Genomic DNA, 18,572 nt, shown 5'->3' on the forward strand with positions numbered 1-18,572 from the left:
AATAGTTCTCTAAAACGAAAGGTTCAGGCCAATGACAATCGTCCGAAGCGGAGGCACCGCCGGATATCTTCCCGTACCGAGGCCTGAAGGGCCGCCCGCGACGGTTGTTTCCGTATCCATCTGGTATTTATTTTTGGCCAGAGTCAGCAAATTCTGCCCTTCAACGTAAAAGCGCAGCTGGGTCAGGCCCAGCTTTTGCAAAGCCGCCTTATCAAACTGATAAGACAAAGACGCTGTTCTTAATTTTAGCCAGGAAGCGTCTCCCCAGAACAGGTCTGAGCTGCCAAAATAATAGCCGTAGGCATTACTGATTACAGATCCGGCGACCGCAGAGGCGGCCGGGAACAAGGTTCCCTGATCACCAGGCGATTGCCATCTGTCCAGCACGGAGGTATTCAAGTTGGCCATGGAGCTACCCGGCGCTCCGTTAATGAGGCCATTGGTATACCCTTTCTGGTGTGTATACTGAATAAAGAAACTCAAGGCCCAATTCTTATAGGTCAGATCATTGCCCAGCCCACCGTAATAAGGCGTTCCGATAGGCGCGATAAAACGGTCTGTGCTGTAATTGGGTATACCGCTGCCATCCGCAGCATAAAAAGTCGGTATCCCGGTCTGGGGGTCCACACCGGTAAACCTGTAAAGTTTAGTCAACGTTATCGGCTGACCAACCACATAACTACTGGCATAAAAAGAGTTTTCAAGTCCTGGGAAGCTGATGAGTTTATTACTGGGCAGGGTTATATTAAAATCCGTACGCCACTTAAAATCTCCGGACCTGATATTCTGGGAACTGATCGTGAGTTCCAGTCCTTTATTCTGGATTACGGCCGGTACATTGACGGTTCTGCTGTTAAACCCGGATTGGGTCGGCAACGACTCATAGGACAACTGGTTGCCGGAACGGTTGCGGTAGTAACTGCCCGTAAACATCAGCCGATCATCCAGAAAGCCTAGCTCAAGCGCAAACTCCAGCTTTTTATCTGTTTCCCACTGCACGTGCGGATTGGAGGCAGTCGCTCTGTAATAAGACACCTGGTCCTGATAAGGATTGCTGTTTAAGGAATATAACGGCAGATAAATATAGTTCGTGATCTGGTCATTACCGGTCAACCCGTAGCTGCCTCGGATTTTACCGAAGCTAAGCAGCGGCAACGCTTCCTTCACCCAGCTTTCTTCGCTGAAAAGCCAGGCAGCACCCACCGCCCAGAAATTACCAAAGCGGTTTTCGGGGCCAAACCTGGAAGAAGCATCTCTACGGAAAGTCCCGTTCAAGATATATTTGTTGGCAAAATTATAGTTCACCCGACTGAATAGAGAAGCAAACTTATATTTGGCGTCATTGGGAAAATATGAGGTAATCAGTCCTGCCCCTTGTAAAGATCCCAGTAACAAATCACTGCTATAATTGGTTCCTTTCGTAGAGGTGGTGGTCGAGATATTTTGTTGGAAAGTACCTCCTAAAAGTAGGTTAAGCGTACTTCTCTCCCATTTTCTGGTATAATCGGTAGTGGGTTCTACGATCCAGTTTTCGATCAGGTTGTTGGAAAAATAAGCGGAGCTGACGGGGTTATAGGCTGGGTTTTGCACGGAGGCCGGGCTCGCTGATTGCTGGTCCAGATCGATATGTGTATATCCCGCATTCAGTTTTAAGTTCCAACCCTCCAGTACCTGATAGCCCAGCGACAGATTGCCGATGATGTTATTAGTCACCCCGTGATAGGTTTGTCTTAAATAGGACAGCGGATTGGTGAAACCGGCGTACCAGACCAGATGACCGGCACTGTCTGTTAAAGCAGAGGGATAATTCGGTGGCAAGGTGGCCAGACTGCTGATATCGGACTTCGGCAATGTAGAGGTCTCATGGCCATAACTGGCGGAGAAATTGAAATTAAACTTATTGTTTTTCGAATGATGTCCCAGCGAGAACCGGGTCGTCACCCGGTTATTGCCAAAGTCCCCGTCCGGATACACCGTGCCGTCATGGCGATAACTGCCACTCAGCCGGTAACTGGTCTGCGGCGTGCCGCCGCTGTATGATATATTCGCATTGGTCGAATGTGCGGTGCCACCCAATAAATACCGTTGCCAGTCCGTATAAGCCTGCTGATCCCAATCCAGTAAGTCATAAGGTCTGGAGGCCGCCTCTTCAGGATCGACACCATTGTTGGCAAAAGCTTCCTTTCTAAGTGCCAGGTACTGCCGAGTATTCAGCATGGGAATATAATGTCCTACCTTTCCAAACCCGGTATAGATATTTACATCGGTTTTAGAGGCGCCGGACTTTCCTTTTTTGGTGGTGATCAGTACAACGCCGTTAGCACCTCTGGCTCCGTAAATGGCCGTGGCGTCCGCGTCTTTTAAGATAGTAATACTTTCAATGTCTGTCGGATTCAGCGAGCTAAAAGGACTTGTTCCTCCATTGGCACCGCTGATGCCCCAGGCATTTAGGTTGTCATTAGGTGGTTGAGCACCATTAAAGTTGGAATAGGGTACCCCGTCAATCACATATAAAGGAATGGTTCCCGAATTCAGGGAGCCTTTACCCCTGATTTCCATCTGCGTATTGGCCCCCGGGACACCGTTATTCTGAGTCACGAGTACACCGGCTACCCGGCCGGGCAGGGCCTCCATCATATTCGCGATCGGCTGTTTGTCAATCACATCAGCGCTGATCACCGCTGCCGACCCCGTATTGAGCTTTCTGGTCGTCTTGCCATAACCAATCACGACGGTCTCGTTGAGTTCATTTTCTATAGGATGCAGTTGTATATTAATGACTGTACGCTCTTTAACAGCCACCCGCTGTTCCACGAAACCCACATAGCTGAACACCAGTTCCGCGTTTTCAGGAACGCCTGCCAACCGGTAATTTCCCTTACGGTCTGTCATTGTCCCCAGCGGTGTTCCGGGCACGACCACGGACACAGCCGCCAGGCCGTAGCCATTCGGATCCGTTACCGTCCCGGTAACAGTCAGTGTCACAGCGGCAGCCGGACTATCCATCCGTGGATCGTTTTTAGAAGTAGGCGCCTGCCGTGTGGCCAGACGAACAGCCACCGTCTTTCCGATAATCGTATAGGAAAGGCCCTTATCCTTAAGACATACGTCCAATGCTTGTTTCAGTGACGCATTATTGAGGTGGATACTTATGTTACCCGCCTTTTTAAAAACCGCTTCCGTACAGATAAACCGGTAGCCCGTCTGCGCTTTCAAAGAGGAAAAGATTTTTTGCAAAGGAGCCTTTTGCTCCTGGAGGCTTATTTGAGCCCTGCTCCGGGCGCTGACCTGTAAGGCCGCTGCCAATAAAAAAATGCCAATTAGTTTCATGGATAAAGTCATTTGACGCGCCCTGCCCCTGCCAGCCGGCCGGACAAAGCAAGACAACACTGTTTTAAAATGCATATATTTGTTTAGTTAAGGTGAAAAAACGGATTTCCGGTTCGTTGCATAACGTATCTACTATGTTGAAGCCTTGACTTTTTGCCGGATCTTGTTACAGCAAGGTCCGGTTTCGTTTTCAGCTGATTTTTCTATATCTATCTATTGCACAGGAATCACTTTTAATTGTCTTCCCGCCAGTTCAAAACGGACACCGCCGGTGGCTTCCAGTAACCTCAGCACTTCCTGAATACTGGCTGTTCTGGGAACGGAGCCCCAGAATTTAGCAGCGACCGGACCTGCATAGCTGATCTGGACATCATACCATCTGGCTATTTGCCGCATAATGGATTTAAAATCCGTTCCGGGGCCAAATACGAACTCAGCAGATTTCCAGGAAAGCACCTGATCCAAGTCAACCTGGTGATTAAGGGTCAGGCTGCCACCTGCACCGCGGGCCACAATCGCCTGCTGACCCGGTTGCAACAGAAGGTGATGATCATTTTTATTCACATCTACCGCTCCCTGAAGAAGCGTCACTTTCAGACTTGGCTCATCGGTATAGGTATTCATATTAAAATGGGTGCCCAGTACCTTAACAGCCATGCTTCCATGATGAACAATAAACGGCCGGCTGACCTCATGATGGACTTCGAAATAGGCCTCTCCGTTCAGGGAGACTTCTCTGCTGCCACTTCCGAACATCGTTGGATACCGAAGCGAAGATCCCACATTCAGCCATATCTTACTGCCGTCCGAGAGACTGACTGAAACGGGCTGACTGCCTTTCAGCACCCGGAGTTCATTATATTGAACCTGGCCGTTACCAGATCCGGCCGAAAGGTCATATGCCAGACTATTTTTGCCGTTTAGCAGCACACTTACTTTTTGCTGGTCAGCGATCACGCCGTTGCCGGAACCGTCTAAAGCAATCTGGCGGCCATCAGCTAATACCAAAATAGCTTTGGCGGCACTGGGTGCCGGCAGATCCTGTAATTGTCCCTGTCCATGATGGACAACCTGTTTTTCGACATCCTGTCTGGCAGTGAACCACCAGCCGCCTATGCTCACAAGGACAACGACAGCTGCTGTGACGGCCCACTTGAGGGTCATAATCCTGCTGCCTTTTACCCGTATCGCAGGGAAGCGCCCTCCCTTCTCACGGCGTAAAGACCTGGACGCATCACCGGCCGTCATAGTGCTATGACCCGTAATCTGCTGATACATATCATCCCAGTCGATGTTGGCACCCACCTCTTTGTTATTTTGGGCTGTACGGCCTTTATCTTCCGCTTCACCTACTGCAAGCGCCTCATGCCAGGCTTGTTCCATAAATGCCTTAAACACACCAGCTTCATCGCCGGTCGGGAGGGGTTCCGGCTGTGTCCAATACTGTTCCATATAGGACAATAACTTTGTCATCTCGTCAAAACGAATCGACCCGGAACAGTTTAGTTCCAGTAAGTGTTTGATTTCCAATCGTCGTTTTTCAGTCATTGTTTTTACTCCATAAAATGATTAACAGGTGCCTAATGACAGATACCTGAAAAAAGGATTTGTACCAGTTGAATGTTAAAATTATTTTTCTAGTAGCCAATAAAAGAGAAATGCCGTGAGATAGGAAGCGCCCATATGCGCTTTTATAAATTTAATGGCCTGATACAGATGGTTTCTGACCGTATTGGGTGATAGCTGTAATTTCTCGGAGATTTCTTCCCGGCTCATACCCTGACGTTTACTCATGGTATAGACTTGCCTTTGCTGGGCAGGCAGCTTTTCAATGGCTTCCAGGATCAGCCGGTCGCTTTCACTGGCGATCACCATTTCTTCAGTCGTATTGCCAACGGGTTTATCGACGTCACGTAAGGTCTGATACAAGCTGCTTTGACGTGCCTGTTCTTTATAATAACGATAGACCCTGCGGTAAACGGTCGTAAAAAAATAGCTGTCAGGATGATCTATGGTCGTCAGGCTTTCCTTTTTATGCCATACTTGCATAAATACCTCCTGCACGATTTCTTCGGCCGCTGTCTGAGAACCCGTCATCTTTAAAACGGCTTTAAAGAAGCGTAATCTATAGGCGTCAAAGAAAATCTTAAACGCCGCTTCATCGCCCCTGGCGATCCGGGCAAGCAATTGCCTGACCGCCACTCCGTTAAGGGAGGCGGAAGGGTGTACTATACTTCCATCATCTGCTATTTGATCATTCATGAATCACACTGCTTGCAGTCAAATATACGCCGAATCTCCATTAACAGGCATCCGGCGCAAGATATTCACCGGTCCTGCACCAGAGATATCGGCAGCGGCATTGATTTTCAATGCGGTACTTTGAAGGAATTTTATTTGTCAATTATACGATTGATAAAACAACTCTTTACTATATGCTAAAAGCCAGGCACATAACGCGCCTGGCTTTTCAATTTATCCAAGTATGTCGCCCTATTGCTTGACAAATTTAAAAGTCATATTATTCACTTTTCCAATATAAATCCCCGCTGCCAGACCGTCTAACTGAATCCGATTGCTCCCGGCCACCAGGATCTTACGCAGCACCAGCTGACCACCGGGCGAATAGACCTGCAGGATGCCCTTATCTGCTGCCACTACATTGATATAAGTACTGGCCGGATTGGGATAAAAATGAAGGCTGCCGGTATTGCCGTTGACGGTTTTCACGGCTGAATAAGACTTCTTGCCATTGTTGTCTACTGACTGCACCCGGAAATATAATAAACCCTTACTGGTAATTTCCTTTGCAAACTGATAATGCAAAGAGGGTTCTTTCCGGGTAATTTTGCCGGCATCGATATAATGATTTCCATCCAGGCTATACTGCGGTACATAGTAGGCAATCTGGCTTTCCACACCTATCTGCCAGTTCCAGATATATTTTCCTTCCTTATATTGCATCTCAAAATTTTCCCAGGTAACTGGTAGTGCCACTTCATCAAAATTAACCGGATTACCCGTTGCGGTTGCCGTGTTATAGATCTCTGATCCTGGAACGCCGTTATAATCCAGCACCATTACCCGGTAGGTCTGACCGGCCTGTAGGCCGGTAACCGTAATCGTGTTTCCCTGCCCGTTATATACGCAGTACCAGAGACCCGTATTATCGGCTGTTCCTGATCCGAACTGACTATTGGCACTATAGGTCGTATTATTTAAGACGCCGGGTGCCCCCGCATCTAAAGCAGCCACAAAAACGGCCCGTTTTTCACCGGTGCCGCCGGTCCAGCTAAGTGTGGCATCGGTCGTGGTCTGATTAGATACAGTGATATTAGTCGCCTGTTGTTCAGGATTGTCAAAGAGTTGCATAAGCGCTCCGCCAGGATGCGCATCAGAAGATCCGGTCGTAAAATAAATATTTTTACTGTTCAGGGCAATGATACCCCAGGAAAAAAAACCTGTAGCGTCATCCAGGGTATATAAAGAAGTAGGTGTACCGGTGGCACCTGTATATTTATTCAGTATAAAACTGGAAGTACCCGCATCATACTCGGAGACGTAAAGATTCCCTGTCGGGTCCAATGCAACTGCCGTTGAATATTTTCCGCTGGAAATCGTAACAGGGGTTGCATAATTATCAGCTGCACTGATCTTAACGACTTCTCCCTGATCAGGACTGGATGGACCTCCAAAAGGCATATTAAAATATATATCCTTATTGGGCGCAACAACAATACTGGTCGTGTAGCTGTAACCGGCTGCTACTGTAATATTATCATAGAGGACCGTGCCGCCAGATGTCGCTCCGGAACTATATCTGACAATCCGGTATACGCCTGTCGTCTGAACATATTCTGACGTATAGAAATTGTCATCCTGATCAATTGCAATCGCGTTGATATAAGTGCCCGCCATAAAATCAGAAGCTGTGTAACTATTCGCTCCGGCGTCATAAGTCAGTTTAATCACCTTATTGTCCACATTTGATCCGGCGACAAAAACATCTCCCTGACTATCCACGGCCAGCCCGAAGGGATAATCCACCGCTGAATATTGGAGGCCAGTGTATATAGCGGTCTCTGTTCCAGAGAGCGGATCGTATTTTACAACATCATAGACAGAACTCCCAGAATTAAACTTGGTAAAGTATAGATTCCCGGCCCCGTCTTTTGTGAGCGCCGTAATATAATATCCGGAATTCACCGTTCTAAACTGCTGGGACCAACCTGCTAATGCGGTAATCGTGAAAAACAAAACGAAACTTAGACGAACAAACGTTTTAGTGTAAAGATGTTTCATTGAATGAGGTTTTAGACGGGAAGCGATTTAAAATGACCGATACATACAAAAGCCTATTTTTTTAATAATTAAAAACAACAACAGCCAATAATACCTACTCTTATGCAAGCCGCTCATTTTATCGTCAGTAAGTTATCGCAAAGCTCAATGTTATTAGCCGCATGTCCCGATAGCTTTCGGGTCGTTCATAAATCCAAATAAGTCAACGGCAAAGGTCAATGAATTAGGGCAATTATCATCTGCAACAAACAAATATATAAAATATTAATGTCAGCAACTGACAATTACATCCCCTACTGATTCGCCTATTACAAGGAGGGCGATACAGCCAGAAGTACAGATTTCAAGCGCACCCCGAAAAAAAAATCCCTCCAGCGGTTACGCTGCAGGGATACATCAAACAAAACCTGAACACCGAATGTCTTTTTCAGACAATCTGATTATTTCACTTCCAGCAAATAGGTATGACACCGGTAATCCACATCATAGCTCGTGCCATTCCACTCGCCTTTATTTTTGTCACTTACCGTGGTCTCCACCAAATATTTTCCCGGCCACAACGGAACAAAGCTGGCAGCCGACTTTTCATCGGGATATAGTTTCTTGGTCCAGGTATTGGGGCTGATTACCGTTATCTCCTGTTCTCCTGTAAGCGTGGAGTCAATCAGCACAGACAAGTCAATCGCCTTGCCGGCCTCGTAATGGCTCCCCTCCGGTCGCAGGGCAATGGGCAGCGCTTGTTGTCCAAACTTTCTTCCTTCCCCTACCTGAACATGAGCCGTTGCCATATAATCCAGTTTATAACCGTAATATACTTCACCGGCGATCTTACGGAGCACTACGTTATATAATCCGTCTGATTCCGGCGTGAAGCTGGCGGCAAAATGATCTCCGTTCGCTTTAAACGGCAAAGCTGTTTTACTGCCGTCTGGACCGATCAGTTGCAGTTCAAATTGACTCAGATCCGCAAACCAGTTGGCGACCTTGCTGATATCTTCCGTCCCGAATTCTCCAAAATAGATTTTTACAGATTGCGCCTCACCCTGCTCGCCCACGGAAGGGGTTTCAATCCAGATGGCATGGGCAAAGCCCAGGCTCAATCCCATCATAAAAATACCAACGACGGTTAAAAGTGCTTTTCTAATGTACATAATGGTTTAATTTTTTAATTACGGTCAGAGAATGCGCCTTGTCTGACGAACGCTGCAAAAATAGCCGCATGATGCTATTCACTGTTTATCATTTCGGGAAAATCACCAACGTTTTTGGGAAAACTTCATGCGCCAAGCAGCTCAATTTAACAGTATCAACGCCTTCCAGCGATACTTTTTTTTGTAATTTGCATGGAACCATGTATTTACACATGGCTGTTCAATATGAACTCATCTGTTCGTCTCACAGAAAAAATCATTGTAAATTATGAGTATCCAATCCATAAATCCCGCAACCGGTCAGCTTATTAAAGAATTTAGTGAAGAAAGTTGGTTTACCGTGGAGCGCAAAATAGTACGTGCTGAAAAAGTATGGAACGAATGGAAAAACACAAGTTTCACTGCCAGGGCTGCTTTAATGAAAAAAGCTTCAGCGGTGCTGCTTAAACAAAAGGACAGGCTGGCTGAACTCATGGCCGCAGAAATGGGCAAACCCATTAAGGAAGGCGCTGGTGAGGTAGAAAAATGTGCCTGGGTTTGCCGTTATTACGCAGAAAATGGTGCCAGGTTTCTAAAAGATGTCCTGGTTGAAACCGACGCACAAAAAAGTTATGTCAGTTATCAGCCCATCGGGACTGTTCTGGCCATTATGCCATGGAATTTCCCTTTATGGCAGGTATTCCGCTTTATTGCTCCTTCCATATTGGCTGGCAACTGCGGCTTACTGAAACATGCTTCCAATGTACCAGGTTGTGCCAAAGCCATTGAGTTGGTTATGCTGGACGCAGGGTTCCCAAAAGGCGTTTTCCAGCATCTGGCTATTGGCAGCAAGATGGTCAACCAGGTAATAGAGCACCCCTTTATCAAAGCCGTGACACTTACCGGAAGCACAGAAGCCGGGCAGAAAGTAGCAGCGAAGGCCGGCTCACTGATTAAAAAGACCGTACTTGAGTTAGGTGGCAGTGACCCATATATCATTCTTGCAGATGCCAATCTGAAAGAAGCGGCTACTATTTGTGCCAATAGCCGCTTAATCAATAACGGGCAAAGCTGCATTGCAGCAAAAAGATTTATCGTCGAAAAGCCAGTGGTCAAAAAATTCACGAGCCTGCTCAAAGAAAAAATGAGTCAGAAAATAATGGGAGATCCTATGGACCCTGCTACTGATTTAGGGCCGATGGCCAGAATAGACTTAAGAGACCAGCTTCACAAACAAGTGCTCAAAAATATTGAAATGGGCGCCAAGCTTATTTTAGGCGGCCAACTCCCCAAAGATGCAGCTCATAATGCATACTATCCCGCTACCCTTCTCACAAATGTAAAAAAAGGTATGCCCGCCTATTCAGAGGAGATTTTTGGCCCGGTCGCTTCAGTGATCATTGCAAAAGACAGTAACGATGCCATCCGGATCGCCAATGATACCACATTCGGCCTGGGTGCGGCCGTGTTTACAAAAAATAAAAGAAAAGCAGAAAAAATGGCCCGGGAGCAATTGCAGGCGGGCGCCTGTTTTGTCAACGGACTGGTAAGATCGGATCCAAGGTTGCCATTTGGCGGCGTTAAGATGTCTGGCTACGGAAGAGAGTTGGGATTACATGGGATCCATGAATTCGTCAATATTAAGACGGTGTATATCGCAGGCTAAGAAAAGAGAAAAAAGCGGATGCGTAAGGCGGGTCATGTGTAATCATGCCCTCTAAAAACACCCGCTTTACTTCGAATTTGCCCAAATACGCCTCAGCAAATAAGCCTCCATACTTATTGCGGTCTTCCGTTCAGAATCTTCTGGCTTGCTTAAGCGTACCTGATTAAAAGGGGTCTTTGGGAAAAAAAGGGCAGTCATTACAGACAGGCCCCTATCTGCAAATACCTCAATACAATTTCTATCTACCAGGATATTCAGTGAACAGGGAGCAGCGGTTATCTTAGGCGCCCATATCAACCGGCCCATCCCATGGGCGAAATCCATGTTCCCTGCCCCCTGTCGATCGATATAATACCCGTTTTTAGCACGATCAAAACCCAGTTTTAAACTATCTCCCGCTGCACTGGAGAAGGTCAGCTCGAAGCTGGCCGCCTGATGTTTTTGACGGATACTTATTTTGAGCGGATATCCGTTATCCTCATACTGTAAAGAAACCATGCCGGCCTGCATTCCTGAGATTTTACCGCCACCTATTTTTTTTCTGATTTGTTTTTCAAACGCAGCGATAGGTTGCTGACAAAGAAAATAGCGCCCTTTCAATTTTACAAGTTCGAATTTTCTTGGGATTGTCAATTGCCCCCGCCAGGTGGTAGCCGGCACTTGGCCCGCATACATGAGGTTTGTCATCCAGCCTATATATAGCCGCCGGCCTGCCGTATTATTCCATGAATTGCCGGCATAATCATCGGGGCCATATTCCAGCCATCTCGTGTCTGTTTGTTTACTGACAAAGGCTGTACCATCAAAATCACCGACAAAATATTGTATGCCCGATCCTTTATTAGGGCCACCATTTCCTTCTGACACAGTCAATACCCATTTAGTCGATTTACCGGCTTTTAATGGAAACAAATCCGGGCATTCCCATACAGAGGCATGGGAGCCTCTGCCTAGCCCAAACTGCGATATCTCGGTCCAGGCAGTGAGGTTTTTAGAAGTATACAGCCGCACCCTATCGCTGGCAGCCACAACCATCACCCATTTGTGTTGCGGGGCGTACCAAAACACCTTAGGGTCCCTGAAATCTCTGACACCGGGATTGGCTATAACGGGATTGCCGGCATATTTTTTCCAGGTTTTGCCCTCGTCCAGGCTATAGGCAATGCTTTGGGTTTCCACATCTGTTTTACCGGCCTTTTCTTTCCGGGGATCATGATGCGTAAAAATAGCGATCATCGGCGGATGGGCTTTACTGCCCAGCCCGCTGGTATTGTTTTTATCATAGACGGCACTTCCCGAAAATATATACCCTAAACGGTCCGGATATAGTGCTATGGGCTGCTGCTGCCAATGTATCAGGTCTTTGCTTATGGCATGGCCCCAATGCATGGGTCCCCAGTCAATGGCTTTCGGATAATACTGGTAAAAAAGATGGTAACGTCCATTTAAGTATACTAATCCGTTGGGATCATTCATCCAGTGTGCCCTTGGCGTAAAATGCAACTGCGGTCGGTTTGCTTCTTGATAAATACGATCTTGTGCCTGCACAAACGTGCCGGCTAACAACCATAAGAGTCCCGGAAGCAGGCCTTTTACAGCATAAGACAAACGGTCAATATAAGATGAACACATACAGGTGGACGTATAAATGTTATAGAAAATCAGAACAGCGGTCTGAAGATTAAATGTATGATTTTTAACCCGCTTTTTTGGACCCCGTACCTTATTTCCTTCGGAAAATAGCCTACCTTAGAATAAGTCTTACACCATAAAAACAAAATATCATGATCACGAGAGAAGAGATCATCCTTCGCCTGGTACTGGCCGCTGTCCTGGGAGCGGCCATTGGACTGGAAAGAGAAAGGAAAGATTGGGTAGCCGGCCTGAGGACACATATGATGGTGTGCGTGGGTGCCACACTGGCAATGATCGTCTCTGCTTTTGGGTTTTCTGATATCCTGGGGACAACTAACGTTGAGCTGGACCCTTCTCGTATTGCGGCTCAGGTAATCAGTGGTATCGGGTTTCTGGGAGCCGGCACTATTTTATTTTTAAAACCGGGGCTGATCAGAGGACTTACGACGGCCTCCGGACTCTGGGCGGTGTCTGCCATCGGTCTTGCCATCGGAAGCGGAATGTATGTTGCCGCTGTCGCAGCGACCCTACTAGCCCTAATCATCCTGTGGGGGCTACAGCCTTTGGAGCGGCGCTTTGCCAAAAGATTCAAGAGAAAATACCTGAAGATCACCATTGATACCAATGCCAATCCGGCAGAGATCATTACTCAGCTTTTTGGGCAGGAAGCGCTGGATATTGCCAGTTTTTCTTTTGATAAGAACCGGGAATACTGTACGATTGAATTTCACTTTGACCAGATGGATGGCATTCAAATGAAAGCAGTACTTTCTAAACTGCAAAATGAGACAGCTATCCGGGAAATATACTGGAATAAAGAAAATCCCTGACAACCGCTGCATCAGCGTTTCAACACTTCAATATATTCATTGATAAAAACTGCTTTATCTTTGGAGCGGTATTGCTGAATGTAACGGGGGTGTGGGAGTATCACCATCTTGTCAAACAGCTTTTCCCTTTTATTGACCCTTTCAAAATACTTCGCGTTTTTCTTGCCTAAAATATAAGCGGTAGACTGATCCACGCCAAAGGCTACTTGCTCCTTAAGCTTTTCTACCATATATGGCTCCAACGCTTCAACGAGTCTGGGATCATCGTAATAATTGCAATTAACCCACCCCCCTTTGCTTCCTTCTCTGACAAGGGCCAGCGGAAACATGGACTGTATGTAGACATCGCCGTAAAAGGCTTTTACGCCTCCATAAGCAGCAATCATATCATAGATAAAATGGGCAGATACTTCATGAGTAGAGGGCAGCTCAGACGTAATCCCACACAAGGTCTTAAGCCTTTTGGAATCCGTAAACGGGATGCCTGTCGTTCCGGCACCATGTCTGCCGGGATTAATACCAATGATGAACTTGCGCGTTTTGTGATCATTATAAAACTTTCTGTAAAACCGGCCCATCAGATCCAGCACGCCCTTGGTTTCCTGAATAGGATTTAAGACGCCAAAGCCTGCAGGCAAAGGCCGGTCATAATGCAGGCCTGCATGGAAATCCAAAACCTTTTCTGCAAATGTTGATTTTACTTTCATCTTGAAAATAGTCAATAATACACCTCACAAAACACGGCACAAGCAAAGATACGACTTTTGAAAAGTCCCGGCCAGGCTTTAAAGAATAAAGAAAATCCGGAACCGTATTTCTTGGTGAAATGGACAGTAAAAAAATTTGGTATAATTACCGGGTTCATATTATATGGCCCAATAGCCGATCTTCGTTATATTTGTTGACAGGGAGTCAGCCTGTCTGTCAGATCTCTGACTCTTTTTTTGAATTTTAAATTTTTCACGAGATGAAATATATGCCATTCAATATCCGTGCTTTAATCGTTTGTCTGATGCTTTGGGGAATATCCATGTCGGCACAGGGGCAAAATCAATACAGGCAGACGATCACCGGACATGGAACGCTCAAAGTCATGACCTATAATATACTGCATGGAGCAGCTCCGGGCCTCAGAAAAACCAGCGACCCGGTGGATCTAAGCAAAGTCGCAGCCGTTATCAAGTCTCAACGGCCGGACATTGTCGCTATTCAAGAAGTAGACAGTCTCTGGGACCGCTCAGACAACCAGGATCAGACCAAAGAACTCGCGGCATTAACCGGCCTCCGCTATTATCATTACAGCGACTCGCACTCTTTTACAGACACTGCCGGCTGGGGTTATGGTATTGGGATACTTTCCCGCTATCCCTTAAAAGATACGCAGACTGTATTTTTAACGCATAGTGACCATCCCGGGTCTGAGATATGGGTGAACAGTGTGGCTACGCTCACACTGCCTTCCGGTCAGGATATCCGCTTTATCTGTGCGCATTATGATTATTTATACGAAGACAACCGCATATTAGAAGCGGAACAGACTAGTCAAATGGCGGATACATCTTCCATTGCGGTGATACTGGCAGGGGATCTCAATGCACATCCGGGCAGCCAGCCGATAGGCCTGCTCGAAAAATCTTTTGACCGCAGTTGCTCGAACTGCGCAGTCAGTTTCCCCAGTAATAAGCCACGTGTAAAATTAGACTATATTATGGCCGGAAAAAAAGCACGGCTGAAAGTCGAAAAAAGTGGTGTGTTGAATAATGAAGCCGCCCGCTTTGCCTCAGATCATTTGCCTTATCTTGTGCAGTATAGTTGGTAAGATCATAAAAGAAAACATTTAGTTAACGTCTCTAATCGGATCTTTGCAACCAAAACGATTTATGCCGGCTCTTGCTTTCGCCGGCTACTTTTTAAGGATCTACCGTGAAATTGAAGCTTTTTTTCCATGCGGCATTACTATCTTACCGTCGGTTGCTCTTGCTACTGACGGCCGTATTAATGGCCTCTATGGCATTAGCCCAGACAGAGCGCCATCACTTTATACAGATCATCAATGATAATGACAGTTACACGCTAACCAGAAATGATGGCTACTATACCAATGGGCTAAGAATATTATTTGGCTGGAACAGCCAAAAAGATCCCGAGTGTACCACGATCCATACCGTGGAGATCGGCCAGTTAATGTATAATGCCAAAAATGGCAGCTACCAGAGAAAAGAAGAGTTGGACCGGCCAGTTACGGCGTTTTTATATGCCCGTTATGGACAGATGCATTTTACCCGTAAAGAGACTTTACTTAGCTGGGGCGTGAACCTGGGAACGATTGGCCCACCCGCCCTTGGAAGACAGATGCAAGAGTCTATTCATTCTCTGTTCAACATGTATACACCGAAGGAATGGGACTATCAATTGAATACAGAAGTAGGAATCAACGGTGATTTCACCTGGTCTCCAGCACTCAAATTAACAGCGGCAAAATCCTCCTTTAAGCTGCTGCCGGTACTTCGTGGTTCAGTCGGCAACACCTTTACCGGTGCCAGTGCAGGCCCTGTCTTATCCTTAGGTCATATGGGCAGCAATAGCCAGACCGTGTTCTGGAACAGCCACATCAACAATAAAGAGAATGAATCCTTTTTCTATTTTTATCCTGAACTTGTGTTAAGCATTTACAATGCCACGATCCAGGGCGGGCTTTTCAGATCTGATAAAGGCCCTTATACAGGTAAATTAAATCATGTCCGCTATCGTCAGACCCTTGGCTGGATGTATAGCGGCAAAGTATTTAATGTCGGTCTTGGCCTGGTCTATGATGCCAAAGAGTCTAAGACACAGTTACATAACCAGTGGTATGGCAGAATTCAATTGGGAGTCGCATTTTAAACTGTCAGCTGACATAAAAATGCCCGCAATATGCTGGTTAGAGAATTGCAGGCATTATAGTAGCCTCAATTTTACAACGAAAAAAAGGTTGCCTGTTTCTCGCTAAGGCGCTACTGTGATGGTTTGTTTCAGGCGAATATCTTCACTGGATGCCCCCACCCGGATCTCAAAATCTCCCGGTTCTACAACGCGGTGCATATCTCTGTTCGTCAAAGCCAGATCGTCCGGCACCAGGTCGAATGACACAGTTTTTGCGGCCCCGGGGGCCAGATGTACTCGCTCAAACCCCCGAAGCACAGAGTTATAGGTCGTAACACTGCTATAGACGTCTTTTACATACAATTGTACTACCTCATCTCCAGCGACCTTGCCACTGTTCGCTATTTTGCAAGTAACATGAATCGTGCCCTTTGTATGTTTTTCATCCGGCGTAATCTTCAGATCACTATATGTAAACTTTGTATAACTCAATCCGTAGCCAAAAGGATACAAGGGGCCATTCACACGGGTATGACCAAAGCCGTCTTTCTTATGAGGTCCACCCTGATCCAGCTGGCTGCCGTTTTTAAAGGGAAAATTAAACTGCACCTGCCCCACTGCTTTAGGCCAGGTCATTGATAGTCGGCCTCCGGGATTATACTGACCAAAGATTGCCTGTGCAATAGCCGTTCCTCCTTGTGGTCCGGGAAAACCGGCAGTCATAATTGCGGGTATATGCGCTTCCGCCCAATTGATGGTTAAAGGCTGTCCGGTGACAAGGACCAATATGACAGGCTTACCGGTTGCCTTAAGCGCTTTAAGTAAATCCAGTTGTTTACCCGGCAGTCCAAGTGATGTCCTGGACAGCGATTCACCTACCGTCTTCCCATTCTCTCCGACGACCGCAATGATGACATCTGCGCTTTTTGCGGCCTGGACCGCTTTTTCAATAGATGCTTTTTCATCCTGAGATAAATCCGTGGGCAGTATCTCGGATTTGGGCCATGAAGGACTGAGCACTTTGGCGCCCTCGTCATAACTTATTTGGGTATTCCATTTATTTTTCTCAATAAATGTGCGAATCCCTTCCAGCACGGTTGTCACCTTATTGTTATTAGGGCCATACCTGCTGGTTGCATAACTTCCGTTACTGGCCAGTTCTCCCGTAATCAGTATCTTCTTATATTGACCTGGTTGTATAGGCAACAGATCGCCCTGATTCTTTAACAGCACAATGGCTTCCTGGTTCAATGCCAACGCGACTGAATCTGCCTGCCGGTTTTGCACAATCTGGTCAGCTGCCTTAGGATCGGCTACATACGGTTGATCAAAAAGGCCCAACTCAAACTTTACTCTTAGCACGTCCCGCACCCGATCATTGACTATGCCGATATCTAACTTACCTGCCTTTACCAGGTTACGAACGTTATTAATGTAGTATTTGGGCTGGTTAAAATTCGTCCAGACGTTTAATCCGGCTTCTACAGCTTCTCTGGTGGCATCTTCGAAGTCATGCGCTACATGATGTTTCTCATATAAAAATTCTACCGCCTTACTATCAGACACCACATAGCCTTTAAAACCAAACTCCCCCCTAAGTAAAGTGGTCAGAAAATAATGGCTGCCTGTAATAGGTTCTCCATCCCAGTCGTTGTAGCTACTCATTACACCCATTGGGTGCGCCTGCTGGATGACTTTTCTGAAGGGATACAAAAATATCTCATGCATTTCTTTGGGGGCGACATGAGGGTCTGTTCTTACCTCTCCATCCCTGCCGCCTTTAGGAACGCTATATACAGCAAAATGTTTTAAGGTCGAAGCAACACCGTTTTGCTGGATGCCTTTGACCATTTCTGTCCCCAAAGAAGCGATCAGATAAGGAGATTCGCCATAGGTTTCTACCACCCGACCCCACCTGGGATCTCTGGACGGATCCAGAATCGGCGCATAGACATTGGTGTACCCAAGGGCCTTAGCTTCCCTGCCAACGATATCCCCGGCCATATGCACCAACTGTTTATCCCAGGTGCTGCCAATGGAAATAGGCGCGGGAAAAGGTGTCGCCCCGTCGGAACATAGTCCGTGGATCGCCTCATTTGTAAAGTCAACGGGAATACCCAACCGGGTATCCTCAACAAACCAACGCTGCACATTATTCATAGACACGGCATGAGTGCTGTGCGGATACCCGAAACTGGTGTGTTTACCTGTATGATTGGGTACATTATTCAGATTCTCATCTATATTGGCTATTCCATCTTTCCAGATCTCATGTTGCCACTCAGGTGTTGGCTGAGAATCCTTTAAGACTCTTCTGTAGCCATAGAGTGTTGCCATCTGACAACTCTTTTCATTCAGGCTCATCTGGGAGAGCAGATCTTCCACTCTTTTATCAACGGGGGCCAACGGGTCCTCATAAATATCCTTTTTTCCGTTCTTATTAAAATCAATCCAGCCCTTGTGGTAGATATCCGATTTTTTGCCTTGCTGGGCCAGCAAGCCCGGCAAGGGTAATATAAGGCCTGCAGCAACCGCTAACTGCATCAGGCCGGAAAGACGCTTTGTGTTCATATGTTTGATTTGATGTGTTTAACTTCCTTGACATACAGTGATCATTGAAACCCCATAAGCGCTTGCCTATTTCCGTATCAGGCATAATTAACATGGAGTGTAATAAATACTGCCACTGGCTAAGATAACAGAATCTCATCAACGATATTCTAAATATCTACGCAACCGTTTCCGATATATTGCATTCGGTCTCTTGAAAAATGCATAAATACAGCAGTACCAGTCACTTCAACTCAAATCAAGCAC

The 18,572-nt window shown here is 46.5% G+C and carries 12 protein-coding genes; 4 read left to right on the plus strand and 8 right to left on the minus strand.

The window, feature by feature from the left end:
* Window positions 1-9: 9 nt before the first annotated feature.
* From K9M52_RS00525 to K9M52_RS00545, 5 genes are all read right to left on the minus strand, one after another.
* On the minus strand, window positions 10-3,405 hold the full coding sequence (locus K9M52_RS00525) for a SusC/RagA family TonB-linked outer membrane protein (RefSeq protein WP_224070114.1): 3,396 nt from the start codon (window positions 3,403-3,405) through the stop codon (window positions 10-12).
* Between the two features lie 138 nt (window positions 3,406-3,543).
* On the minus strand, window positions 3,544-4,878 hold the full coding sequence (locus tag K9M52_RS00530; protein WP_224070115.1) for a FecR family protein: 1,335 nt from the start codon (window positions 4,876-4,878) through the stop codon (window positions 3,544-3,546).
* An 81-nt stretch (window positions 4,879-4,959) separates the two neighbouring features.
* The gene (locus tag K9M52_RS00535) at window positions 4,960-5,592 is read right to left on the minus strand and encodes an RNA polymerase sigma factor (protein ID WP_224070116.1); all 633 of its coding nucleotides are present in this window, start codon (window positions 5,590-5,592) and stop codon (window positions 4,960-4,962) included.
* A gap of 231 nt (window positions 5,593-5,823) precedes the next feature.
* A complete protein-coding gene (locus K9M52_RS00540) occupies window positions 5,824-7,632 on the minus strand; it encodes a T9SS type A sorting domain-containing protein (RefSeq protein WP_224070117.1) in 1,809 nt (602 codons plus the stop codon).
* Between the two features lie 440 nt (window positions 7,633-8,072).
* Complete coding sequence (locus K9M52_RS00545) at window positions 8,073-8,783, minus strand: hypothetical protein (protein WP_224070118.1); 711 nt, start codon at window positions 8,781-8,783, stop codon at window positions 8,073-8,075.
* A 268-nt stretch (window positions 8,784-9,051) separates the two neighbouring features.
* Here K9M52_RS00545 and K9M52_RS00550 point away from each other — a divergent pair, with 268 nt between their 5' ends.
* Complete coding sequence (locus K9M52_RS00550; RefSeq protein WP_224070119.1) at window positions 9,052-10,428, plus strand: NAD-dependent succinate-semialdehyde dehydrogenase; 1,377 nt, start codon at window positions 9,052-9,054, stop codon at window positions 10,426-10,428.
* 66 nt (window positions 10,429-10,494) lie between these two features.
* On the opposite strand, the gene K9M52_RS00555 is transcribed toward K9M52_RS00550, so the two are convergent.
* On the minus strand, window positions 10,495-12,060 hold the full coding sequence (locus tag K9M52_RS00555; RefSeq protein WP_224070120.1) for a glycoside hydrolase family 32 protein: 1,566 nt from the start codon (window positions 12,058-12,060) through the stop codon (window positions 10,495-10,497).
* 152 nt (window positions 12,061-12,212) lie between these two features.
* Here K9M52_RS00555 and K9M52_RS00560 point away from each other — a divergent pair, with 152 nt between their 5' ends.
* Window positions 12,213-12,893 carry an MgtC/SapB family protein gene (locus K9M52_RS00560; protein ID WP_224070121.1) on the plus strand — a complete coding sequence of 227 codons (681 nt, stop codon included), beginning with the start codon at window positions 12,213-12,215 and terminating at the stop codon, window positions 12,891-12,893.
* 11 nt (window positions 12,894-12,904) lie between these two features.
* Here K9M52_RS00560 and K9M52_RS00565 read toward each other — a convergent pair whose 3' ends face one another.
* Window positions 12,905-13,600, minus strand: a complete 696-nt coding sequence (locus tag K9M52_RS00565; RefSeq protein ID WP_224070122.1) for a uracil-DNA glycosylase family protein — start codon at window positions 13,598-13,600, stop codon at window positions 12,905-12,907.
* Window positions 13,601-13,860: 260 nt separating this feature from the next.
* Between K9M52_RS00565 and K9M52_RS00570 the strand changes: the two genes are divergently transcribed.
* Complete coding sequence (locus K9M52_RS00570) at window positions 13,861-14,712, plus strand: endonuclease/exonuclease/phosphatase family protein (protein WP_224070123.1); 852 nt, start codon at window positions 13,861-13,863, stop codon at window positions 14,710-14,712.
* A 104-nt stretch (window positions 14,713-14,816) separates the two neighbouring features.
* The gene (locus K9M52_RS00575; protein WP_224070124.1) at window positions 14,817-15,776 is read left to right on the plus strand and encodes a lipid A deacylase LpxR family protein; all 960 of its coding nucleotides are present in this window, start codon (window positions 14,817-14,819) and stop codon (window positions 15,774-15,776) included.
* A 102-nt stretch (window positions 15,777-15,878) separates the two neighbouring features.
* Here the strand turns inward: K9M52_RS00575 and K9M52_RS00580 are convergent, their stop codons facing one another.
* Window positions 15,879-18,326, minus strand: coding sequence for a glycoside hydrolase family 3 N-terminal domain-containing protein (locus K9M52_RS00580; RefSeq protein WP_224070125.1), 2,448 nt, complete (start codon window positions 18,324-18,326; stop codon window positions 15,879-15,881).
* Window positions 18,327-18,572 lie beyond the last annotated feature (246 nt).

The sequence above is a fragment of the Arachidicoccus terrestris genome (genome assembly GCF_020042345.1).
Lineage (GTDB): Bacteria > Bacteroidota > Bacteroidia > Chitinophagales > Chitinophagaceae > Arachidicoccus > Arachidicoccus terrestris.